Source organism: Microbacterium sp. AC145, assembly GCF_979258505.1.
Map to the genome: position 1 here is coordinate 1,111,129 of NZ_OZ409859.1, position 21,284 is coordinate 1,132,412.

At 67.1% G+C, this 21,284-nt stretch carries 23 protein-coding genes; 18 read left to right on the forward strand and 5 right to left on the reverse strand.

Features of this window, described 5'->3' with window-relative positions; all coding sequences use genetic code 11:
* Positions 1-3: 3 nt before the first annotated feature.
* From hrcA to ACZZZN_RS05445, 11 genes are read left to right on the forward strand one after another with little or no spacing between them, the layout of a single operon-like run.
* Positions 4-1,035 carry a heat-inducible transcriptional repressor HrcA gene (hrcA, locus tag ACZZZN_RS05395; protein ID WP_463504167.1) on the forward strand — a complete coding sequence of 344 codons (1,032 nt, stop codon included), beginning with the start codon at positions 4-6 and terminating at the stop codon, positions 1,033-1,035.
* A gap of 36 nt (positions 1,036-1,071) precedes the next feature.
* Positions 1,072-2,187, forward strand: a complete 1,116-nt coding sequence (gene dnaJ / locus ACZZZN_RS05400) for a molecular chaperone DnaJ (protein WP_463504168.1) — start codon at positions 1,072-1,074, stop codon at positions 2,185-2,187.
* A 10-nt stretch (positions 2,188-2,197) separates the two neighbouring features.
* On the forward strand, positions 2,198-2,926 hold the full coding sequence (locus ACZZZN_RS05405; protein ID WP_463504169.1) for a 16S rRNA (uracil(1498)-N(3))-methyltransferase: 729 nt from the start codon (positions 2,198-2,200) through the stop codon (positions 2,924-2,926).
* Positions 2,927-2,971: 45 nt separating this feature from the next.
* Entirely contained in the window at positions 2,972-3,319 is a 348-nt protein-coding gene (locus ACZZZN_RS05410; RefSeq protein WP_463504170.1) for an HIT domain-containing protein, read from the forward strand.
* A 46-nt stretch (positions 3,320-3,365) separates the two neighbouring features.
* Positions 3,366-4,391, forward strand: coding sequence for a PhoH family protein (locus ACZZZN_RS05415; protein ID WP_463506551.1), 1,026 nt, complete (start codon positions 3,366-3,368; stop codon positions 4,389-4,391).
* 16 nt (positions 4,392-4,407) lie between these two features.
* Positions 4,408-4,866 carry an rRNA maturation RNase YbeY gene (ybeY, locus tag ACZZZN_RS05420; RefSeq protein ID WP_463504171.1) on the forward strand — a complete coding sequence of 153 codons (459 nt, stop codon included), beginning with the start codon at positions 4,408-4,410 and terminating at the stop codon, positions 4,864-4,866.
* Positions 4,863-6,158, forward strand: a complete 1,296-nt coding sequence (locus tag ACZZZN_RS05425) for a hemolysin family protein (protein ID WP_463504172.1) — start codon at positions 4,863-4,865, stop codon at positions 6,156-6,158. Before ybeY ends, ACZZZN_RS05425 begins: the two co-directional genes overlap by 4 nt.
* Complete coding sequence (era, locus tag ACZZZN_RS05430) at positions 6,151-7,047, forward strand: GTPase Era (protein WP_463504173.1); 897 nt, start codon at positions 6,151-6,153, stop codon at positions 7,045-7,047. Before ACZZZN_RS05425 ends, era begins: the two co-directional genes overlap by 8 nt.
* Before the next feature lie 51 nt (positions 7,048-7,098).
* Positions 7,099-7,623: an RNA polymerase sigma factor gene (locus ACZZZN_RS05435; protein ID WP_463504174.1), complete on the forward strand. Its 525-nt coding sequence runs from the start codon at positions 7,099-7,101 to the stop codon at positions 7,621-7,623.
* Positions 7,616-8,596 carry a hypothetical protein gene (locus tag ACZZZN_RS05440; protein WP_463504175.1) on the forward strand — a complete coding sequence of 327 codons (981 nt, stop codon included), beginning with the start codon at positions 7,616-7,618 and terminating at the stop codon, positions 8,594-8,596. The genes ACZZZN_RS05435 and ACZZZN_RS05440 overlap by 8 nt, the downstream gene beginning before the upstream one ends.
* Positions 8,593-9,072, forward strand: a complete 480-nt coding sequence (locus tag ACZZZN_RS05445) for a hypothetical protein (protein ID WP_463504176.1) — start codon at positions 8,593-8,595, stop codon at positions 9,070-9,072. The genes ACZZZN_RS05440 and ACZZZN_RS05445 overlap by 4 nt, the downstream gene beginning before the upstream one ends.
* Before the next feature lie 54 nt (positions 9,073-9,126).
* On the opposite strand, the gene ACZZZN_RS05450 is transcribed toward ACZZZN_RS05445, so the two are convergent.
* Positions 9,127-9,771, reverse strand: a complete 645-nt coding sequence (locus ACZZZN_RS05450; RefSeq protein WP_463504177.1) for a hypothetical protein — start codon at positions 9,769-9,771, stop codon at positions 9,127-9,129.
* Between the two features lie 193 nt (positions 9,772-9,964).
* Between ACZZZN_RS05450 and leuA the strand changes: the two genes are divergently transcribed.
* Complete coding sequence (leuA, locus tag ACZZZN_RS05455) at positions 9,965-11,719, forward strand: 2-isopropylmalate synthase (protein WP_463504178.1); 1,755 nt, start codon at positions 9,965-9,967, stop codon at positions 11,717-11,719.
* 242 nt (positions 11,720-11,961) lie between these two features.
* On the opposite strand, the gene ACZZZN_RS05460 is transcribed toward leuA, so the two are convergent.
* A complete protein-coding gene (locus tag ACZZZN_RS05460; protein ID WP_463504179.1) occupies positions 11,962-12,648 on the reverse strand; it encodes a trimeric intracellular cation channel family protein in 687 nt (228 codons plus the stop codon).
* A gap of 34 nt (positions 12,649-12,682) precedes the next feature.
* Between ACZZZN_RS05460 and recO the strand changes: the two genes are divergently transcribed.
* A complete protein-coding gene (gene recO / locus ACZZZN_RS05465) occupies positions 12,683-13,429 on the forward strand; it encodes a DNA repair protein RecO (RefSeq protein ID WP_463504180.1) in 747 nt (248 codons plus the stop codon).
* Positions 13,426-14,229, forward strand: a complete 804-nt coding sequence (locus tag ACZZZN_RS05470; RefSeq protein ID WP_463504181.1) for an isoprenyl transferase — start codon at positions 13,426-13,428, stop codon at positions 14,227-14,229. The genes recO and ACZZZN_RS05470 overlap by 4 nt, the downstream gene beginning before the upstream one ends.
* Here ACZZZN_RS05470 and ACZZZN_RS05475 read toward each other — a convergent pair.
* Positions 14,169-14,780 carry a P-loop NTPase family protein gene (locus tag ACZZZN_RS05475; RefSeq protein WP_463504182.1) on the reverse strand — a complete coding sequence of 204 codons (612 nt, stop codon included), beginning with the start codon at positions 14,778-14,780 and terminating at the stop codon, positions 14,169-14,171. The genes ACZZZN_RS05470 and ACZZZN_RS05475 overlap by 61 nt on opposite strands.
* 53 nt (positions 14,781-14,833) lie before the next feature.
* On the opposite strand from ACZZZN_RS05475, the gene ACZZZN_RS05480 reads away from it, so the two are divergent.
* A complete protein-coding gene (locus ACZZZN_RS05480; RefSeq protein ID WP_463504183.1) occupies positions 14,834-15,526 on the forward strand; it encodes a DsbA family oxidoreductase in 693 nt (230 codons plus the stop codon).
* Here ACZZZN_RS05480 and ACZZZN_RS05485 read toward each other — a convergent pair.
* The gene (locus ACZZZN_RS05485) at positions 15,523-16,275 is read right to left on the reverse strand and encodes a phosphotransferase (protein ID WP_463504184.1); all 753 of its coding nucleotides are present in this window, start codon (positions 16,273-16,275) and stop codon (positions 15,523-15,525) included. The two genes, ACZZZN_RS05480 and ACZZZN_RS05485, sit on opposite strands and share 4 nt — an antisense overlap.
* Before the next feature lie 40 nt (positions 16,276-16,315).
* The gene (locus tag ACZZZN_RS05490) at positions 16,316-16,810 is read right to left on the reverse strand and encodes a glutathione peroxidase (RefSeq protein WP_463504185.1); all 495 of its coding nucleotides are present in this window, start codon (positions 16,808-16,810) and stop codon (positions 16,316-16,318) included.
* 59 nt (positions 16,811-16,869) lie between these two features.
* On the opposite strand from ACZZZN_RS05490, the gene dusB reads away from it, so the two are divergent.
* The 3 genes from dusB to dnaG are packed head-to-tail and all read left to right on the forward strand — an operon-like array spanning position 16,870 to position 21,279.
* A complete protein-coding gene (gene dusB / locus ACZZZN_RS05495) occupies positions 16,870-18,024 on the forward strand; it encodes a tRNA dihydrouridine synthase DusB (protein WP_463504186.1) in 1,155 nt (384 codons plus the stop codon).
* Positions 18,014-19,408 (forward strand): deoxyguanosinetriphosphate triphosphohydrolase, encoded by a 1,395-nt coding sequence (locus ACZZZN_RS05500; RefSeq protein ID WP_463504187.1) that lies wholly within the window; start codon positions 18,014-18,016, stop codon positions 19,406-19,408. Before dusB ends, ACZZZN_RS05500 begins: the two co-directional genes overlap by 11 nt.
* Positions 19,408-21,279 carry a DNA primase gene (gene dnaG, locus ACZZZN_RS05505; RefSeq protein WP_463504188.1) on the forward strand — a complete coding sequence of 624 codons (1,872 nt, stop codon included), beginning with the start codon at positions 19,408-19,410 and terminating at the stop codon, positions 21,277-21,279. Before ACZZZN_RS05500 ends, dnaG begins: the two co-directional genes overlap by 1 nt.
* The last annotated feature ends 5 nt before the right edge of the window (positions 21,280-21,284 follow it).

Here is a 21,284-nt window from a genome sequence, read left to right on the forward strand (position 1 = left end):
ACGATGGTCAGTGAACGAGGCCTTCAGGTCCTCCGTGCGATCGTGCAGGACTACGTCGAGACCCATGAGCCGGTCGGCAGCCGTTCCATCGTCGACCGCTACTCCTTCGGAGTCTCGGCGGCGACGATCCGCAACGACATGGCCCTGCTCGAAGACGAGGAGCTGATCGCCGCACCGCACACCTCATCCGGTCGTGTTCCGACCGACAAGGGGTATCGGGTATTCGTCGACCACCTCGCCCAGCTTCGCCCGCTCTCGGGCGCGCAGCGAACAGCCATCGAGTCGTTCCTCACCGACCCCGCCGATCTCGACGACCTCATGGTCCGCACTGTCAGGGTGCTCACTCAGCTCACCGGTCAGGTCGCGCTGGCGCAGTATCCGTCGTTCGCCCGCGCCAATCTCACCCACATCGAACTCGTCGCTCTCGCACCGACACGTCTGCTCATCGTCCTCGTCACCGATGCGGGTGGGGTGTCCCAACGCATGGCCCCCTTGCCGGCGGTGGTCGACGAGACCGACATGGCCGTGCTCCGCGCGAGGTTGTCGGCGCTCATCACGGGGCGGGCGGTCAGCGATGCAGCCGATCGGCTGCAATCGCTCCTCGCGGCAGACGAGCACGCGAACGATCATGTGCTTCGGGCACTGGCGACCATCATCATCGACGAACTCGGGCAGTTCCGGCAGGAGCGCCTCGTGATGGCCGGGGCCGCGACGCTCGCCCGACGCGAGCAGGACTTCCGCGGCAGCATCCATCCGCTGCTCGAGGCGATCGAGGAGCAGGTGACGCTGCTGCGGCTGATGAGCGAGATGGAGACCGACTCCCACGGTCTCGCCGCGAGCATCGGCACCGAGAACGCCTCGTTCGGTCTCGGCGAGGCATCGATCGTCGCAAGCAACTACGCCGCCCCCAGCGGCACCGCACGGGTCGGCGTGATGGGGCCGACCCGCATGGACTATCCGAGCAACCTCGCGGCGGCACGGGCTGTGGCCCGCTACCTGTCGCGGATGCTCGATGAAGACGAGGCCGCCCGCTGACGCGGGTGTCCTGACACAACACGCAGAAGGGCCATTGTGGCGGATCACTACGAGGTACTCGGCGTCTCCCGCGACGCTTCCACCGACGAGATCAAGAAGGCATATCGACGTCTCGCGCGTCAGCTGCACCCGGACGTGAATCCGGGTGAGGATGCCGCCGAGAAGTTCAAGCTCGTCACGCATGCCTATGACGTGCTCAGCGACGACGACTCGCGTCGTCGGTATGACATGGGCGGAGGCGACGGCGCGGCGGGCAACTTCGGCGGCTTCGGTGGCTTCGGCGACATCTTCGAGACGTTCTTCGGCGCGGCCCAGGGCGGCGGACGTGGAGCGCGACCGCGCTCTCGGCGCGAGCGAGGTCAGGATGCCCTGGTGCGCGTCACCCTCGATCTCGGCGACGTCGTCTTCGGGGCGCACCGCGACATCGAGGTCGACACGGCCGTGCTGTGCGAGACCTGCAACGGCTCGTGCTGTCAGGAAGGCACGTCGCCGGTCACGTGCGACATCTGCGGCGGCTCGGGTCACGTGCAGCGTCAGGTGCGCAGTCTGCTCGGCAACGTCGTCACGTCTCAGCCGTGCGGCACGTGCGAGGGGTACGGCACGACGATCCCGTATCCCTGCGGCACCTGCGGAGGCCAGGGCCGTGTGCGTTCGCGTCGGACGGTGTCGCTCGACATCCCGGCCGGCGTCGAGACCGGACTGCGCCTGCAGCTTCCCGGGTCGGGCGAGGTCGGCAAGGCGGGCGGCCCCAACGGCGACCTGTACGTCGAGGTCACCGTGAACCCGCATCCGTCGTTCAGCCGCGACGGCGACGACCTGCTGGCGACGCTCGAGGTCGCGATGACCGATGCGATCCTCGGCACCGAGACGAAGATCCAGGGGCTCGACGGAGAGGTCGATCTCGAGATCCGGCCCGGCGTGCAGTCAGGAGACGTGCTGACGATCAAGGGGCGTGGCATCACGCCGCTGCGCGGGAACCAGCGCGGCGACCTCAGAGTCGGCGTGCAGGTGCTGACCCCGACCAAGATCGATTCGGCTCAGCGGAGGCTGATCGAGGACTTCGCCACGAAGACCAAGGCTCCGGCGCCGCAGCTGGCACAGTTCCAGCAGGGACTCTTCTCGAAGTTCCGCGATCGTTTCCGTTCGCACTGATCGGCATCCCATGGCACTGCATTTCCTCGTCGAATCCGCATCGGACACCGCCGTCGGCGACATCGTCACGTTGACGGGGGCCGAGGCGAAGCACGCGGCGGTGGTGCGCAGGCTGCGCGTCGGTGAGTCCGTCACCGTGGGAGACGGTGCCGGGGTCTGGCTGACCGGCACCGCCGAAGAGGTGGCGCCGGCCCGCGTCGACGTGCGCGTATCTCATCGCACGGTCGTGCCCGCCCCGAGCCCTCGGATCATCCTCGTGCAGGCCCTCGCGAAGGGCGACCGCGACGAGCTCGCGGTGCAGGCAGCTTGCGAGCTCGGCGTCGATGAGGTCGTCCCCTGGCAGGCGAGCCGCAGCGTCTCGCGCTGGGAAGGCCCCAAGGCTGTCAAGGGTCGTGAGCGCTGGACGAGCATCGTGCGCGAGGCGGCCAAACAGGCGCACCGCACGTGGGTTCCTGAAGTCTCGGCGCCCGTGACGACCAAGGAGCTCGCCGCACGGGCGTCGCAGCAGCGGGTGCTGCTTCTCGACCCGACGGCCCGGACGAAGCTCTCGGAGGTGGAGCCGGACGGGCGCGATGTCGTGCTGGTCGTCGGGCCCGAGGGAGGAATCTCAGACGACGAGCTGTCGCGGTTGAGCGAGGCGGGCGCCGAACCGGTACTGCTCGGCGACACCGTACTGCGCACCTCGACAGCGGGACCCGCCGCGATCGCTGTGCTGTCGGTGGCGCTCGGGCGCTGGTGATCAGGCTCGGACCCCTCGAGTCACCCCTGTCAGTAGACTGAGATCATGGCAGAACCGTCGATCTTCACGCGCATCCTCCAGGGCGATATCCCGGGCGAGATCCTGCTGGACACCGGTCGGGTCTTCGCGGTCCGCGACATCGATCCGCAGGCGCCTCTGCACGCTCTGGTGATCCCCAAGACCGAGGACTACCGCGACGTCACCGAGCTCGCGGCAGGCGACCCCGGTCTGCTCGCCGAGATGGTGGCGGCTGCGAAGCAGCTCGCCGATGACCACGCGAACGGCGAGTACCGCCTCATCTTCAACAACGGCGCGAGCGCCGCACAGTCCGTCTTCCACGTGCACGCCCATGTGCTCGGCAATATCGAGGAGAACAAACTCGTTGGCTTCTGACGATCAAGACATCATCACCGAACGCGTGTACGCCGACGGTGTGGCGATGGTGCAGCTGCTGGGTCCGCAGGACCGCCTGCTCCGGATGCTCGAGAAGGAGCACCGCGATGTGCAGGTGCTCGTGCGCGGCAATGAGATCACGCTGACCGGAACCGCGGATGCCGTGGAGAAGGCCAAGACCCTCGTCGACGAGCTGATGACCATGACGAAGGCCGGGCACGACCTCGCTCCGAGCGATGTGACCAGCTCTGCACGCCTCCTGCGCAATGACGGCGGTCCCCGCCCGAGCGAGGTGCTCGGCGAGGCGATCCTGTCGACCAGGGGCAAGGTCATCCGGCCCAAGACCCTGGGTCAGAAGGAGTACGTCGACGCGATCGAGGAGAACACGATCGTCTTCGGCATCGGCCCGGCCGGTACAGGAAAGACCTACCTCGCGATGGCGAAGGCCGTCCAGGCGCTGCAGCGCAAGGAGGTCACCCGGATCATCCTCACGCGTCCTGCGGTCGAGGCGGGAGAGCGACTGGGCTTCCTGCCCGGCACGCTCACCGACAAGATCGACCCGTATCTGCGCCCGCTCTACGACGCGTTGAACGAGATGATGGACCCCGAGATCGTGCCTCGCCTGATGGCGACGGGGACGATCGAAGTGGCACCGCTGGCGTACATGCGCGGACGCACGCTCAACGACTCCTTCGTCGTGCTCGACGAGGCGCAGAACACGACGCCCGAGCAGATGAAGATGTTCCTGACGCGCCTGGGCTTCGGCTCCAAGATGGTGGTCACCGGCGACATCACGCAGGTCGACCTGCCGCAGGGCTCGTCGGGGCTGCGGCTCGTCACACGCGTGCTCGACGGCATCGACGACATCCACTTCGCCCGTCTCACCAGCGAAGACGTCGTGCGTCACTCTCTGGTCGGCCGCATCGTCGACGCGTACAGCGAGTACGACGAACGCCGCACCGCGCAGCGCTTCGAGCGCGAGCAGGCAGCCGAGTTCGCCAATCGCGCCGACCGCCGAGGCGCACAACGACCAGGACCCCGCGACCGGATGCCGAAACGGGGCCTCTCCTGATGAAACGAGCACAGCCATGATCGAGATCAACAACGAGTCGGCCATCGATGTCGACGAGACCGTGCTGCAGCGACTGACCGACTTCAACCTCGAACAGCTGCATGTGAGTCCGGATGCCGAGGTGGCCATCGTCCTCGTCGACGAGGGTGCCATGGAAGCCCTGCACGTGCAGTGGATGGACGAGCCGGGTCCCACCGACGTGCTCAGCTTCCCGATGGACGAACTGCGGCCCGGCACCGAAGACCGCCCGACCGCTCCGGGCCTGCTCGGCGACATCGTGCTGTGCCCGCAGGTCGCTGAGGCGCAGGCGCAGGCTGCGGGACACACGCTGATAGATGAGCTCATCCTGCTCACCACGCACGGACTGCTGCACCTGCTGGGCTTCGACCACGCAGAACCCGACGAGGAGCGTGAGATGTTCGGACTGCAGAAGGAGCTCATCCAGGGCTTCGCTGCCGTCGAACGTCGACGATGACCGCGGCTCTCCTGCTCGCGGGGGCCGTCCTGCTGGTGGCCTTCGGCGGTCTCATGGCCGCGATCGATGCGGCCTTCGGCGTCACCTCGCGCTCTGACATCGCTGAGATGGGTACAGAGGGACGCAACGCTCGCCAGCTGGCGCGGATCGCCGTCGACCCGGATGCGCACGTGAACTCGGTGTCGTTCATCCGCGTCCTGGCGGAGACCGCGGCTGCTGTGCTCGTGACCGTCGCCTTCAGCATCCTCTTCGACAACATCTGGTGGGCGATGCTCGCCGCCGCAGTGCTGATGACCGGCATCTCCTTCGTGCTCGTCGGCGCGAGCCCCCGGTCGTTCGGACGCCAGCACGCCGACCGCATACTCCGCGCCAACGCGCGCATCGTCCGTGGACTGCGCATCTTTCTGGGCCCGATCGCGCAGGGGCTCGTGCTCCTCGGCAACAAGGTGACGCCGGGTACCGGGCGCAGTTCGTTCACCTCCGAAGAACAGCTGCTGAGCATGGTCGACGAGGCAGCATCGAACTCGCTCATCGAGGCGGACGATCGCGACCTCATCCATTCGGTGTTCGACTTCACCGACCAGTTCGTGCGCGCCGTCATGGTGCCCCGTACCGAGATGGTCACGGTCGATGCGACCGCCACCACCGACGAGGCCATGACGCTGTTCCTGCAGCGCGGTGTCTCGCGCATGCCGGTGGTCGACGACGACGCCGATGATGTCGTCGGTGTGCTGTACCTGAAGGATCTCGTGCAGTTCGCCTATCGCGACGAGAGCGCGTGGCGAGCGGCATCGATCCGTCCCATCTCGCGACCCGCGACTTTCGTTCCCGAATCGATGCGCGCCGAGACATTGCTGCAGCAGATGAAGCGCGATGCGGTGCACGTCTGTCTCGTGATCGACGAGCACGGTGGCATCTCAGGACTCGTCACGCTCGAGGACCTCATCGAGGAACTCGTCGGCGAGATCTCCGACGAGTACGATCGAGTGGCAGCAGAAGTCGTCGAGCTCGGCGACGGACGATACCGCGTGAGTGCCCGACTCTCGCTGGAGGACGTCGGCGATCTGTTCGGACTCGAACTCGAGGATGACGACGTCGATTCCATCGGCGGGCTGCTGGGTAAAGCCCTGGGCCAGGTCCCGCAGCCGGGAGCCATGGCGACCGTCGAAGGACTGAACCTGACGGGTGGCGCGTCGAGAGGACGTGGCCGCGGGATAGCGACGGTGTTCGTCGAACGTGCGCCGAACGATTCTGCGGGAGCAGGACACGAAGGAGACCAGAACGATGACTGAGCAGATGCGAAGCGGGTTCGTGACCTTCGTCGGGCGACCCAACGTCGGCAAATCGACTCTCACGAACGCCCTCGTCGGCGAGAAGATCGCCATCACCAGTGAGAAGCCCCAGACGACACGTCGGGCGATTCGCGGAATCGTCAACCGCCCTCAGGGGCAGCTCGTGATCGTCGATACTCCCGGTATCCACAAGCCGCGCACTCTGCTCGGCGAGCGTCTGAACGACCTGGTCGAGCAGGTGCTCGGCGACGTCGACGTGATCGGATTCTGCGTGCCGGCGACGGAGAAGGTGGGCCCGGGCGATCGACGTATCGCCGCGTCGCTCGACGGCTACTCCCGCGCGAAGAAGGTGGCGATCGTGACGAAGACCGACGCCGCCGGCCGCGATGAGATCACCGAGCGGCTCCTCGAGGTCGATGCACTGCGCGAGGACTGGGCGGCTGTGATCCCGCTGTCCGCTCTGACGAGGGATCAGCTCGAAGTGCTCGCCGACGAGGTCCTCTCCCTCATGCCGCAGGGCCCTGCCCTGTACGGCGAGGGGGTCACGACCGACGAGTCGGAAGAGGATCGCATCGCCGAGATGATCCGCGAGGCGGCGCTCGACGGAGTCCGCGATGAGCTGCCGCACTCGATCGCCGTCGTGATCGATGACATCGCACCTCGCGAAGACAGCGACCTGACCGATGTGCACGCATCGATCGTGGTCGAGCGCGACAGTCAGAAGGCGATCATCATCGGTCACAAGGGCAAGCGGCTGGCTGATGTGGGGCGTCGCGCGCGCGTCGGTATCGAGGAGCTCCTGGGCACTCGGGTGTTCCTGGGGCTGCACGTCAAGGTCGCCAAGGAGTGGCAGCGCGACCCGAAGCAGCTCGGTCGACTCGGCTTCTGACATGGAGGGCCGACGCGCAGAGCGGGTCGGGTGCTCCACCGGACGACAGAGATGAGCACCCGCGGCGACGATGCCGAGAAGAAGAAGGATGCCGCCTTCAGCGCTGTGTTCGATGCGAACTGGGCGCGGGTCCGTCACCACGTCGAGGGAGTCGTCGACGACGACGCCGAAGTGACGGAGATCGTCTCGGAGATCTTCCTCGTGGCGTGGTCGCGGCTCGACCCCACCAAGCCGATGGATCGTCTGTGGCTCCTGCGCGCCGCCGACCGGGTGCTTCGCTCGCGGTCAGCCCGTGCCGTCACGCGACGGACTGCCCTCGACGCCGTGCACCAGGGGATGACCGGCACCGAGGGGGCTGCTGACCTCACCATGCGGGTGCGCGTGCTCACAGCTTTGGGTGTCCTATCCAGGGCTGAGCGGCGTATCATCATGCTGACATACTGGGATGGGCTCGCGGTGGGGGAGATCGCTGAGATGCTGCGCAGCCCACGAATCCGAGTGAGGAAGACGCTGCGTCGGGCACAGCAGAAGCTGAGCGCGGCGCTCGGACTGGAGGGGGGTGACGGCGATGGGTGACCACGCGCTGCTCGACCGTGTGCTGACGGAAGCGGATCCCGCTCGGACTCCTCGCGATGCGCATCCTGATGCGGCCGCATTGATGGTACGCGACAGGATCATCCGGAACGCCCGAGCGCCCCGACGCGGACGCGCCGTGCTCCTCGGCTGGACTGCCGGGCTCGCCACGGCCGCAGCCGCCGCGGTGGTGGCGGTCGCCGTGTTGATTCCGCAGGGCCAGGCGGTCGCCGACGGGCTCGACCCGCTCGACTTCTCACCCGCAGAGAGCACGGCGGCGACGGTCGAGACGGCGCAGGGTGCCCTCGCATCCACCGCGGGGCCCGCGGCACCTGAGAGGCTCGTCCGTTCAGCAGGGTGGGCCTTCGACATCGACGGCAGCACCGGCGAGACCGAGGTCGTGCCGCAGCTGACGGTCCTCGAGTGGGAGCCCGATCTCTCGGGCCACATGACGAGCGTCCTCGGCGTTCCCTACGATCCTGCCGATGCGACGGCCAACATGGGCGCCGAGGTGAGCAGCTCGGGAAAGGTCGCAGTCGAACTCCCGATCGAACCCGGTCAGTTCGCCACTCCCGTGCCGGATGCGTTCGGCAGCACGGAGGGTGACGTGGCAGCGGCGCTCACGGCGTTCGGGATGCCGGCGGATCCCAGCGGGGCAGAGATGCTGACTGCCATGACCACGATGCTGCAGCAGTGGACGCTGACGAACGCGCAGCAGTCGCAGCTGCTCGGCATCCTCGAAGCCACCGGCGATGCCGAGGGGCTGGGGACGACGGTCGACCGCCTCGGTCGGCCCGCGGCCGGCCTGAGGGTGGTGTCGGAGGAGGGGACGGCCAGCGACGTCGTACTCGTCTCAGCCGACACCGGTCGCATCATCGGCATCGAGCGCACCAATCTCGAGGACACCGACCTCATCGACGCCGGCGCGGTCGTGTCCTATACCCTGTGGGACGTCGACGAGAGCCTCGTCCGATGAGGGCTGGCCGGGTCGCGCTCGCGATCGCGCTGGGCGTTCTGACCGCCGGGACTGTGGGCGGTGCGGCGACTGCCGAGGACTTCGGCGACGAAGAAGTGGCCGCACTCGTCGTCGATGTGATGAAGGAAGTGCCTGGCGGAATCATCGTCGACGCGAACCGCGCGGTGTGGCCCGATCTCGGCATGACCCTCACGGTGCCGTCTCGGGCAGAGGTCGGTCTGCGCGCGGCGGTCGGATCGTGCGCCACCGGCCAGGTCTGCGCGTTCACAGGCGGTTCGCTGACCGGGGCCAAGCTGAGCTGGACCACCTGCTCGACCCACACGATTCCTTCGAGTTTCGTCACGAGGTCCATTGCGGATGCCCGCTCGAGCGGATCGCTCCAGGCACGCAACGGCTCGACGGTGTTGGCCACGGCACCCGCGAACGGGTGGGCGAATGTGTCGGGAACAGCGAACAACGTGCGCTGCATCCTCTGACTCGACCGCCGCTCTGCGCCGTGGCCGTCGCCCCGGTGTCCCGACGGCCGCGCGTCAGGAGATCGGCTGCAGTGCCGACGTGATGATCAGGACGCCGTCGCCGTAAGCGTCATCCACGGCATCCTGCAGAGTTCCGTCGTCCCACACCACCTGCACCCAGACGTATCCTCGCTCGGGCCAGGCCGTCAGCGCGTCGGTGCCGAGCCATGCGAACACCTCGTCCTGCACCAGGGACAATTCATGAGCATCGGTGCTCCCATCGACTCCTCGCGTGGGGTCCTCGATCGGCATCGGGTCGTACAGGGCGAGCAGGATCGGCGGATCGGTGAGCATGAATCGCTCCCCGTCATACGTACCCCGTGCGGCATAGGAGCCCCACCGGACCTCCCCGCTCGACTCGCTGCCCTCGACCTGATCCCACGTCCACCCGTCGACCGGCACGCCGACGCACTGTGGTGGGTACGACTCCATCACGCCGCCGAGACAGAACTCGACGTCACCGGCCGCATCGATCACCATGCCGGCCGCAGTCACCGGCCCCTCAGGCGGAGCCACGAAGGGGACCGTCGCGGCAAGGCCGGCAGGCGAGCTCGTCGGGGCGGGGGAGGAGCCGGCACCCGTCGAACAGCCCGACAGCACGAGAAGCGCGGCCACAGCGGCTGTGGCGGCGGCAGACGCGGAAGTGCGCGAGATCGTCATACTCCCTAGTGTCGCGCCTTCCGCGATCGTCTCACCGTGCGGCCTCCGTGTCTCTTCCTGCTAGCATGGCCGCATGCCTTTCGGCGGTCTGCTTCTTCTTAGCTGCCGCGACGAGTCCTAAAGCCAGGGCCTTCCTCGTCGCGGCGCTTGTGTTGGCCCGTTCACATTTCTGACGAAGAGAAGAAGCCCCATCATGCAGAACACTCAGCGCCCGTCTGCGATGCCGATCCACAAGTATCGGCCGTACCACGAGCAGATCGCGGTCACCCTGCCTGACCGCACCTGGCCCGACGCCCGAATCACCGAAGCCCCGCGCTGGTGCGCGGTCGACCTCCGTGACGGAAACCAGGCGCTCATCGACCCGATGTCGCCCGAGCGCAAGCGCGTGATGTTCGAGCTCCTCGTCAGCATGGGCTACAAGGAGATCGAGGTCGGGTTCCCGTCGGCGAGCCAGACCGATTTCGACTTCGTCCGTCAGCTGATCGAAGAGAACCTGATCCCGGACGACGTCACGATCCAGGTCCTGACGCAGGCGCGTGAGCACCTGATCGCCCGCACCTACGAGTCGATCGCCGGCGCCAAGCAGGCGATCGTGCACCTGTACAACTCGACCAGCGTGCTGCAGCGAGAGGTCGTGTTCCGCACCGACAAGCAGGGCATCATCGACATCGCCCTCGAGGGGGCACGCCTGTGCCGGAAGTTCGAGAAGACGATCCCCGACACGAAGGTGTATTACGAGTACTCGCCCGAGAGCTACACCGGCACCGAGCTCGAGTTCGCCGTCGACGTCTGCAACCAGGTGATCGAGATCTTCGAGCCCACCCCCGACCGCAAGGTCATCATCAACCTGCCCGCCACTGTCGAGATGGCCTCGCCGAACATCTACGCCGACTCGATCGAGTGGATGAGCCGCAACCTCGCACACCGCGAGAACGTGATCCTCTCGCTGCACCCGCACAACGACCGCGGCACGGCGATCGCGGCCGCAGAGCTCGGCTACATGGCCGGTGCCGACCGCATCGAGGGCTGCCTGTTCGGCAACGGAGAGCGCACGGGCAACGTCGACATCGTGGCGCTGGGCATCAACCTCTTCACGCAGGGTATCGACCCGCAGATCGACTTCAGCGACATCGACCAGGTCAAGCGCACGGTCGAGTACTGCAACCAGCTGCCGGTGCCCGAACGCAGCCCGTGGGCCGGAGACCTCGTCTTCACCGCCTTCAGCGGATCGCACCAGGACGCGATCAAGAAGGGCTTCGAGGCGATGGCCGCCCGTGCCGAGGCCGAGGGTGTCACGGTCGACGACATCGAGTGGGCCGTTCCCTACCTGCCCGTCGATCCCAAGGACCTCGGTCGTTCCTACGAGGCCGTGATCCGCGTGAACTCGCAGTCCGGAAAGGGTGGCGTCGCCTACCTGCTCAAGGCCGACCATGCCATCGACCTGCCGCGGAAGCTCCAGATCGAGTTCTCAGGCGTCGTGCAGACCAAGACCGATGCCGAGGGCGGCGAGGTCACGAGCGAGCAGATCTGGTCGATCTTCAACGACGAGTACCTGCCCGCCACCGACACCGAGGCCAAGTGGGGCCGGTTCGAGCTGCTCTCGACGCAGACCCGCAGTGACATGTCGGGCGATGTCGTGCTCGATGTGACGCTGCGCGACGATGACCAGCAGGTGGCTGTCGCGGGCAACGGCAACGGTCCGATCGCCGCGTTCATCGAGGTTCTGCGCGGTCAAGGCTTCGACATCACGCTCTACGACTACGTCGAGCACGCTCTCAGTGCCGGCGGCGACGCGCAGGCCGCGGCCTACGTCGAACTGCAGATCGGCGACCAGCGCCTCTGGGGCGTCGGTATCGACGGCGACATCTCGACCGCGTCGCTCAAGGCGATCGTCTCGGGTGTCAACCGCTCGATCCGCACCCGTCAGCAGGAGCTCGCAGCGGTCTGATCGGATGCTCGTTCCCGGTCGTCGAGCGATGCTCGTTCCCGGTCGTTGAGCGATGCTCGTTCCCGGTCGTTGAGCGATGCTCGTTCCCGGTCGTTGAGCGAGGACGGCGGAGCCGACCGAGACGAAACGTGGTGACGTACGCCACGCGGGTCACCACGTTTCGTCTCGGTGCTTCGCGCCTCGCTCAACGACCGGGGTCTCGGTGCCTCGGCCCTCGCTCAACGACCGGGGTCTCGGTGCCGTCAGGGCTTGATGATCGGGATGACACCGGTCTCGGCTGCCACCTTGCGGCGATAGAGGCGCCGCTGCTCGGGAAGCGAGACGTCGAAGCTCACGGCCAGCACGCGGATCACAGCGGTGACGACGATGCCGAGGATCGCCGCGAGGGTGATCGACATCCCCAGGGCGCTCGCGGTCGCGATGAAGACGCAGCCGGCCCCGGCCGCAACGGCGTAGAGCGAGCCCACGTGCATGATCGACGTCGGCAGGCCCATCAGCATGTCGCGCAGCACACCGCCTCCGACGGCTGCGCAGACGCCGATGAACACGGCGGGGACCGGCGGGATGCCGAGCGCGATCGCCTTGCTCGTGCCGAAAGCGCCGAACATGCCGATGACCACGGCGTCGAGCACGACGATCACGGTGTTCAGCCTGTTGAAGAGTCCGGCCAACAGCATCCCCAGCAGCGAAGCGCCGGTGGCCGTGAGCAGGTACCAATTGCTCTGCAACGTCGCCGGGGTCTGCCCCAGCAGGATGTCCCGGATGAGACCGCCGCCCATGCCGATCATGATCCCGATGATCGCGACCCCGAGCCAGTCGAGTCGTCGCTGCCCCTGGAATCCCGAGGCGAACATCGCACCCTGCACGCCGCCGAGCCCGACGCCGAGGAGGTCCGCCCAGAGCGGAATGATGAAGAGCGGTTCGGTCACCCCTCCATTCTCCCGCACGGAGGATAATCGAGGTGTGCCCACCTACCGAGACGAAGCGGTGATCCTGCGCACCCACAAGCTGGGCGAAGCGGATCGCATCGTCACGATGCTGTCCCGCCGCCACGGCAAGATCCGGGCTGTGGCTAAGGGAGTGCGTCGCACATCCTCGAAGTTCGGCTCACGCCTCGAGCCGTTCATGGTCGCCGACGTGCAGCTCTACCAGGGCCGCACTCTCGACATCGTGCAGCAGGCGGAGTCTCTCGGGTCGTACGGGTCCGACATCGCGGCGCACTACGACCGGTTCACGTCAGCCAATGCGATGGTCGAGACCGCCGACCGGCTCAGCGACTCCGAGGCGACGCCCCAGCAGTACCTTCTGCTCGTCGGCGGCCTACGAGCACTTTCACGGGGAGAGCATTCGCCCCGCAGCATCCTCGATTCGTATCTGCTGCGCGTGATGGCACTGTCGGGCTGGGCGCCATCGCTCGGAGACTGCGCTCGGTGCGCCGCGCCCGGCCCTCACGCGCACTTCGTCGGCCAGCTCGGCGGTGCCGTGTGCGTGAACTGCGCGCCGGCCGGCAGCCCGAGAGTCGCAGACAAGACCCTCTCGCTGCTGCGTTCTCTGATGGCCGGCGAGTGGGACATCATCGATGAGGCCCCGCACGCCGACAACGCCGCGGCATCCGGACTCGTCGCAGCCTACGCACAATGGCATCTGGAGCGCGGGATCCGCTCGCTCGCGCACCTCGTGGCCGACGAACCCCGAGAAGGAGCACGGTGAGCCCCAAGCCCTACACGCACAAGGATGCCGTGGCGTACCGCCCGCTCGATTGGACGGGCGTGTACCCGCCGGCATTCCCGGCAGTGCCAGAGCATGTGGCGATCGTCATGGACGGTAACGGACGCTGGGCGAACAGGCGCGGTCTGAGCCGTGTCGAAGGGCACAAGGCAGGGGAGGAGGTGCTCCTCGACGTGGTCGCGGGGGCGATCCAAGCCGGAGTGAAGCACTTGTCGGTGTACGCGTTCTCGACCGAGAACTGGGCGAGGTCTCCTGACGAGGTCCGCTTCTTGATGGGGTACAACCGTGATGTCCTGCACCGTCGGCGAGACCAGCTCAACGAGTGGGGCGTGCGCGTGCGCTGGGCAGGCCGCAAGCCGCGGCTGTGGGGCAGCGTCATCAAAGAGCTGCAGTACGCCGAGAAGCTCACGCAGGGCAACGACGTGCTCACGCTGACGATGTGCGTGAACTACGGAGGGCGTATCGAGCTCGTCGATGCCATGCGGTCGATCGCCGCCGACGTCGCTACCGGCAACGTCAAGCCGAACGCCATCAGCGAGAAGATGATCCGTCGCAACCTCTACGTGCCGGATATGCCCGACGTCGATCTGTTCCTGCGGAGCTCCGGCGAGCAGCGCACGTCGAACTTCCTGCTGTGGCAGGCGGCGTATGCCGAGATGGTCTTCCTCGACACGCTGTGGCCGGACTTCTCCCGAGAAGAGCTCTGGCGTGCGATCGGGGTCTACCTGTCGCGCGACCGTCGCTTCGGTGGGGCGATCGACACGCCTGACGCCTCCGCCTGAACCCGCAGCCACCGCTCTGTCTCGCGGGGATGGCCCAGCCGCACGATCGTGAGGTGGGGATGCCGGTCCGGCACACCGGGCATCCGTTCGGACCAGGTGTGCAGGGTCGCGGTCTGCCAGGCGATGATATTCCCTTCAGCTCCTCCCTGGAACATGCGCCACAGCGGCTTCTCGACATTGTCGTTCCACATCCTGGTGCGCAGGATGCTGCGCCCGATCGTCCGCCGCAGCAGCCGGGACCGGACGACGCGGTAGGGGTAGTCGAGCCAGACCACGAGCTGGGCGCGTGGCGTGAGGATCTCGTCCGTCCCCTTGCTGGTGTACTGCCACTCGGTGACCCACCGGTCGGTCGCCGCGAACGTGCGTACATCGTCGAGGAACGAGGGGCGCGGTGTCCAGTTCTCACCGTGGTAGAGGCCGTCGAGCTCGACATGACGGAGATTCCAGAGCGCTGCCACTCGACCACCGAGCGTCGTCTTGCCCGATCCGGTGACTCCGGCGATGAGCACTCTCTCGGGGAGGAGGGGGAGCGGATCGTCGGCGCGGAGCATCTGAGAATCCTAACGACGGAATACAGCACAGGCCCATGCGGTTGGATGTGAGTGTGATTGAAGCCATCTCGATCGACATCTGGTCCGACATCGCCTGCCCCTGGTGCTACATCGGCAAGCGCAACCTCGAGAAGGGGCTCGAAGCCGTGTCCGGTGACGACGACGCCCCGCAGGTGAACGTCACCTTCCACTCGTTCGAGCTCTCTCCCGACACCCCTGTCGACTTCGACGGTGACGAGGTCGACTTCCTCTCGGGACACAAGGGGATGCCTCGCGAACAGGTCGAGCAGATGCTGTCGAACGTCTCCGGTGTCGCCGCGAACGCAGGACTCGAGTACCGGTTCGACCTGCTTCAGCACACCAACACCGTGAAAGCGCACGAGCTGCTGCACTTCGCGAAGGCCCAGGGTCTTCAGCACGAGATGGAGGAGCGGCTGATGTCCGCGTACTTCACCGAGGGCAAGCACGTGGGTCGCATCGACGATCTGGTCGCCCTCGCGGTCGAGGTCGGGCTGAACCCCGACGACACCCGTGATGCGCTGGTGTCTTCACGCCACCTCGCAGACGTCCGCCAGGATCAGGCGCAGGCTCAGGCCTACGGGATCCAGGGCGTCCCCTTCTTCGTGATCGACGGGCAGTACGGCATCAGCGGCGCGCAGCCGCCGGCCGCTTTCGAGAACGTCCTGCGCGACCTCTGGGCCAAGCGCGGCGAGACCGAGAGCGATCTCGAGGACGCTGCGGTCTAACGGTCCACGAGCGCATCGAGCCACACGGCGCGGTGCGTGCCCACGTAGTCGACGACAGCGGTCCAGTGCGAGCCGTGGCCATCCGAGAACATGGATGCCCACGGCTCGCGGTGTTCCTCGTGGGCCGTGGTGAGCAGAGAGAGCATCGCCGCGGCACGCTCATGCATCGCGCTCGGCAGCCGCAGACGGAGTTCGAGGTCGGCCCCGTATCCGTCGACGAATGCACGCAGATCGGCTGCGGCGCGCGCGGGGGAGGCGTCGACGGCGGAGAGCGTGAAGCTCTGCGCCGCGTAAGCGAGATCCCAGAGGCGGGTGCTCGGCGCGGCGGCATCCCAGTCGATGAAGACCCACCGGTCACCGATCACGAGATTCCAAGGGGCGAGATCGTTGTGGCAGACGAGGTCTGCAGCCGGAGCCGCGATCGCGGTCTGCCACGACACGTCGGCCGGAGGCGTGAAGCTCTCGCTCGCGTCGTGGATCGCACGCACCATCGCACCGACCCTGTGCAGTTCTTCGCGGTTCAGCGGCGGCGAATCGATCGCGAGGCGCCCCGGCACGTACTCGATGATCTGGCGCGTGCTGTCGTCTTGACCGAGGGGCGAGGGGACGTCGACACCACCTTCTCGCACGTGCGCCATGTATGCCTGGACGCCGGGCGTCGCGGCAGTCCAGAGCTTGCGGACGGTGTCACCGACTCTGACTACGGCGCCGCTCGCGTTGCCGCCGGACAACTCGTGCTCGTGATCCATGGTCCGACACCGCCCAGGTCGAGCCTGCGACCGCAGCCGTCTAGCGGGTCAGTGCGGCTTCGATCGCGCCGACGATCTCGGGGTCGTTCGGCTTCTGCTTCGGGCGGAACCGGATGACCTCTCCGTCGGGCATCACGAGGAACTTCTCGAAGTTCCACTCGACGCGGCCGGCCTTGCCGCCGGCATCCGGGGTCTCCTTCAGCGTCTTGTAGAGGTCGCTGGCGTTCTTGCCGTTGACCTTGACCTTGTCGTTGATGGGGAAGGTCACGCCGTAAGTGGTGGAGCAGAACTCAAGGATCTGGTCTACCGAACCGGGCTCCTGACCGAAGAACTGGTTGCAGGGGAACCCGACGACGCTGAATCCGCGGTCGCCGTAGAGACGCTGCAGTTCTTCGAGCTGTTCGTACTGCGGGGTCAAGCCGCACTTCGAGGCGACGTTGACCACGAGCACCACGTCGGCGCCGAGATCGTCGATCGTCTTCTCCGCGCCGTCGGCGTCGATGAAGGGGATGGAGCGGACAGCGGGATCAGTCATGTTCACAGCTTAGATCGATGCGCCGCGACGGGCTCCGTGTCTGGGAGAATGGAAGGGACATGACTCTCGCCACCGCATCTGCTCGCACCCTCAACATCGGTCCGATCGCCCTCGACGTGCCGGTCGTCCTCGCACCCATGGCGGGCATCACCAACACCGCATTCCGTCGCCTGTGCCGGGAGTACGGCGCGGGACTGTACGTGAGCGAGATGATCACCTCCCGGGCGCTCGTCGAGCGCAACGAGACGACGATGCGTCTGATCCGCCACCATGAGTCCGAGACGCCGCGGTCGATCCAGCTCTACGGCGTCGATCCGCACACGATCTCCGAGGCCGTGCGCATCATCGTCGCCGAAGACCACGCCGACCACATCGACCTCAACTTCGGCTGCCCCGTGCCCAAGGTCACACGCAAGGGCGGGGGAGCAGCTCTTCCCTGGAAGAGTTCCCTGTTCTCGCAGATCGTCACGCAGGCGGTCAAGGCCGCCGGAGACATCCCGCTGACCGTCAAGATGCGCAAGGGCATCGATCCCGACCACCTGACCTTCCTCGATGCCGGTCGCGCGGCCGAAGACGCAGGCGTCGCATCGATCGCCCTGCATGCTCGCACGGCGAGCGAGTTCTACTCCGGTCACGCTGATTGGAACGCGATCGGCGAGCTCAAGCAGGCGGTCACGAGCGTGCCCGTGCTCGGCAACGGTGACATCTGGTCGGCAGACGACGCCGTGCGCATGATGCAGCAGACCGACTGCGACGGAGTGGTCGTCGGACGCGGATGCCTGGGCCGGCCCTGGCTGTTCGGAGAGCTCGCCGCGGCATTCGGGGCCGAGTCGCATCCGGTCGACGCCACCCTCGGGTTCGTGGCCGACGCCTTCCGTCGTCACGCCGAACTGCTCGTCGAGTTCTTCGAGGACGAGGACCGCGGATGCCGCGATGTGCGCAAGCACGTCGCCTGGTACTTCAAGGGCTACCCCGTCGGCGGCGACATCCGTACCGGGCTCGCGACGGCATCCAGCCTCGCCGAGATCGACGATCTGCTCGGGCAGCTCGATCACACCGCTCCCTACCCGGGTGCGGACGCCGAGGGCCAGCGCGGTCGATCCGGTCGCCCGAAGCGGCCGGCGCTGCCGGACAAGTGGCTGGAGTCGCGGGAGCTCGCGGCATCGGCGTCGGAGATGATGCGAGGGGCGGAGATCGAGAACAGTGGTGGCTGATCCTCAGTCGGGCGCGTCTCAGCGGCGCGCCGACGGCTACGACCCGCGCGACGCCGAGCGCTTCTTCGCTGAGACCCACCGTTCTGAACGAGACGACTTCGCCCGTGACCGTGCTCGCGTGCTGCACACCGCTGCACTGCGACGCCTCGCCGCGAAGACCCAGGTACTGAGCCCCGCGAGCACCGCCGACTTCGCGCGCAACCGGCTGACGCACTCGCTCGAGGTCGCGCAGGTGGGCCGCGAGTTGGCCACTGCCCTCGGCGTCTCGGCCGATGTCGTCGACACCGCCTGCCTCAGTCACGACCTCGGGCACCCGCCGTTCGGTCACAACGGCGAGCGGGCGCTCAACGAGTGGGCAGCTGACATCGGCGGGTTCGAGGGCAACGCGCAGTCCCTGCGTATCCTCACTCGTCTCGAAGCCAAGGTGATCGACGATTCAGGGCAGTCCGTCGGACTCAACCTCACGCGGGCGAGTCTCGACGCGACCTGCAAATACCCCTGGACCGTCGACAGCCCGGTGCCGGACCCCGGCGGCCGGCTCAAGTTCGGTGTATACCCCGAAGACGAAGCCGTGTTCCGGTGGATGCGCGAGGGCGCGACCGGTCGCCTGCGCTGCATCGAGGCCGAGATCATGGACCTCTCCGATGACATCGGCTACTCGGTCCACGATTTCGAAGACGCGATCGTCAACGGGTACGTCGACGTGGCGCAGCTCTCCGATCCGCGCGCGCACGAGTCGCTGATCGACCGCATCCAGCAGTGGGTCGGTTACGACTTCACCCGAGACGAGCTCGCCGACGCGCTGTACCGGTTGGCATCGCAGCCGATGTGGCTGGAGTCGTTCGACCGCTCTCGTCGAGACCTTGCGAGACTCAAGAACCTCACCAGCGACTTCATCGGACGCTTCGCCCGCGCCGCCGTCTCGGCGACGCGAGAGGCGTATCCCGGTACCGCTCTCGTGCGCTACAACGCGCACGTCGTGGTGCCGCGCGTGATCGAAGCAGAGATCGCCGTTCTCAAGGGCATCATGGGGCAGGCCATCGTGACCATCGATGCCCGCAAGGGCGTCTACAAGGAGCAGCGCCGCGTGCTCACCCGCCTCGCCGATGCGCTCTGGTCGACGGATGCGCTGTGGTCCGCCGGAGCCGATGTGCTCGAGCCCGCTTTCTCAGCGGACTTCGTCGCAGCGACCAACGACAACGAGAGGGCACGCGTCGTCGTCGACCAGATCGCGAGCCTGACCGATCAGAGCGCCATCGACTGGCACAACCGCCTCGTGAGTGAGATCGACCCCGCCGAGGTCGGCATCTGGAATCCGCGTCATGCACGCCCGGGCGCACGCGTGCACCCGCCGCGGCAGGCGGTCGTCGAAGGGGCCGGCTGATGCCCCGCATCCGCCAGGCAGACGTCGATGAGGTCAAAGCCCGCACGAACATCGCCGACATCGTCGGCGAGCGCGTCTCCCTCAAATCCGCCGGTGTCGGGTCGCTGAAGGGACTGTGCCCTTTCCACGACGAGAAGAGTCCGAGCTTCCACGTCAGACCGCAGGTCGGGTATTACCACTGCTTCGGCTGCGGTGAATCAGGCGACGTCTATTCGTTCCTCCGCGAGATGGACCATGTCAGTTTCACCGAGGCCGTCGAGCGCCTCGCCGGCCGCATCGGATACGCGCTTCACTACGAAGACGGGGGATCAGCCCCCGAGACCAGTGGCCGCAGTCGGCTCTATGCGGCCAACACGGCGGCGGCCGAGTTCTTCCGCAGTCAGTTGCTCACTCCGGATGCCGAAGCCGGGCGACGTTTTCTGGGGGAGCGTGGCTTCGACGCAGGAGCCGCGGCCCACTTCGGAGTCGGCTTCGCCCCCCGGGGGTGGGATGGGATGCTCAAGGCGCTCACGGCACAGGGTTTTACCCGCGATGAGCTCAGCACCGCGGGGCTCGTCTCGACCGGGCAGCGCGGCGTCTACGATCGCTTTCGCGGACGCCTGGTATGGCCGATCCGTGATGTGTCGGGCCAGACCATCGGCTTCGGTGCCCGCAAGCTGTTCGACGACGACCAGGGCCCGAAGTATCTGAACACCCCCGAGACGCCGATCTACAAGAAGGCGCAGGTGCTCTACGGCCTCGACCTCGCCAAGCGCGACATCGCCCGCGGCGATCCTCGCCGTGTCGTCGTCGTCGAGGGGTACACCGACGTCATGGCCTGCCATCTCGCGGGGTTGACCACCGCGATCGCCACCTGCGGCACCGCGTTCGGTACGGACCACATCAAGGTGCTGCGCCGGGTCATGGGTGACGACAACGCCTCGGGCGAGGTGGTCTTCACCTTCGACGGCGACGAGGCGGGGCAGAAGGCGGCACTCCGTGCCTTCACGGAGGACGATCGCTTCAATGCACAGACGTTCGTCGCCGTCGCACCCGACGGGCTCGACCCCTGCGACCTGCGGCTGCAGCGCGGAGATTCGGCCGTGCGGTCGCTCATGGAGACCAAGCAGCCCATGTTCGAGTTCGCGATCGACCGCAAGCTCGGCGGCTTCGACCTCTCCACGGTCGAGGGCCGCGTGGGGGCGTTGCGGGCCGCGGCACCGATCGTCGCCGAGATCCGCGACCGCCTGCTGCGCCCCGGATACGAGCGTGTCCTCGCTCGCCGGCTGGGCATGGATCCGACCGAGGTGCACGGTGAGGTCGAGCGCGCAGCGCGCGGCGCATCACAGGGCGGCAGGCAGGAGGCGGGGCGGCGCGAGACGACGCGCGACGAGCCGCAGGCCGGTGGTGGCCCGGCGGTGGCTGCGGTGACCCTCGCGAGCCTTCCGCGCACTGCTGATGTCGCCGTCGAGCGGGATGCTCTCATGGGGGCGCTGCAGTACGGACACCGCATCGACCAGGACCTGCTCACCAGGGCGCTCGAACAGCCTTTCCGCACGACGGGCCTCGATGCCGTGCGCGAAGCCGTGGCATCCGCTCCCGATCGCACGCGTGCCGGATGGGTGACGGAGGCGGTCAACTCGGTCCGCGAGCCGTACCGGTCTCTGGCCGGCGAGCTGCTGATGACGCCGTTCCCCGCGCGCAACGAGGAAGGGGCCGTCGTCTCGACGACCGATCTCGCCCGCCGCCTGATCCTGCGGGGTCTCGAGCGTGAGAAGCAGGAGCTGCTCGGCGCGGTGCAGCGGGTGCCCGCCGACTCCGACGGCGGCCGTGCTCTGCGGATGAGACTGCGTGACATCGACGTCGAGCGTCAGCGCTTCACCGAGTCGTAACGAGG

Bases quoted from the DNA above. Each gene is read 5' to 3' on its own strand.
- ACZZZN_RS05490 (WP_463504185.1), bottom strand. From the start codon at position 16,810: ATGACTGATCCCGCTGTCCGCTCCATCCCCTTCATCGACGCCGACGGC.
- ybeY (WP_463504171.1), top strand. From the start codon at position 4,408: ATGATCGAGATCAACAACGAGTCGGCCATCGATGTCGACGAGACCGTG.
- ACZZZN_RS05410 (WP_463504170.1), top strand. From the start codon at position 2,972: ATGGCAGAACCGTCGATCTTCACGCGCATCCTCCAGGGCGATATCCCG.
- dnaG (WP_463504188.1), top strand. From the start codon at position 19,408: ATGCCCCGCATCCGCCAGGCAGACGTCGATGAGGTCAAAGCCCGCACG.
- leuA (WP_463504178.1), top strand. From the start codon at position 9,965: ATGCAGAACACTCAGCGCCCGTCTGCGATGCCGATCCACAAGTATCGG.
- ACZZZN_RS05475 (WP_463504182.1), bottom strand. From the start codon at position 14,780: ATGCTCCGCGCCGACGATCCGCTCCCCCTCCTCCCCGAGAGAGTGCTC.
- ACZZZN_RS05445 (WP_463504176.1), top strand. From the start codon at position 8,593: ATGAGGGCTGGCCGGGTCGCGCTCGCGATCGCGCTGGGCGTTCTGACC.
- ACZZZN_RS05450 (WP_463504177.1), bottom strand. From the start codon at position 9,771: ATGACGATCTCGCGCACTTCCGCGTCTGCCGCCGCCACAGCCGCTGTG.
- ACZZZN_RS05425 (WP_463504172.1), top strand. From the start codon at position 4,863: ATGACCGCGGCTCTCCTGCTCGCGGGGGCCGTCCTGCTGGTGGCCTTC.
- era (WP_463504173.1), top strand. From the start codon at position 6,151: ATGACTGAGCAGATGCGAAGCGGGTTCGTGACCTTCGTCGGGCGACCC.
- ACZZZN_RS05415 (WP_463506551.1), top strand. From the start codon at position 3,366: ATGGTGCAGCTGCTGGGTCCGCAGGACCGCCTGCTCCGGATGCTCGAG.
- ACZZZN_RS05435 (WP_463504174.1), top strand. From the start codon at position 7,099: ATGAGCACCCGCGGCGACGATGCCGAGAAGAAGAAGGATGCCGCCTTC.
- ACZZZN_RS05485 (WP_463504184.1), bottom strand. From the start codon at position 16,275: ATGGATCACGAGCACGAGTTGTCCGGCGGCAACGCGAGCGGCGCCGTA.
- ACZZZN_RS05405 (WP_463504169.1), top strand. From the start codon at position 2,198: ATGGCACTGCATTTCCTCGTCGAATCCGCATCGGACACCGCCGTCGGC.
- ACZZZN_RS05440 (WP_463504175.1), top strand. From the start codon at position 7,616: ATGGGTGACCACGCGCTGCTCGACCGTGTGCTGACGGAAGCGGATCCC.
- dusB (WP_463504186.1), top strand. From the start codon at position 16,870: ATGACTCTCGCCACCGCATCTGCTCGCACCCTCAACATCGGTCCGATC.
- hrcA (WP_463504167.1), top strand. From the start codon at position 4: ATGGTCAGTGAACGAGGCCTTCAGGTCCTCCGTGCGATCGTGCAGGAC.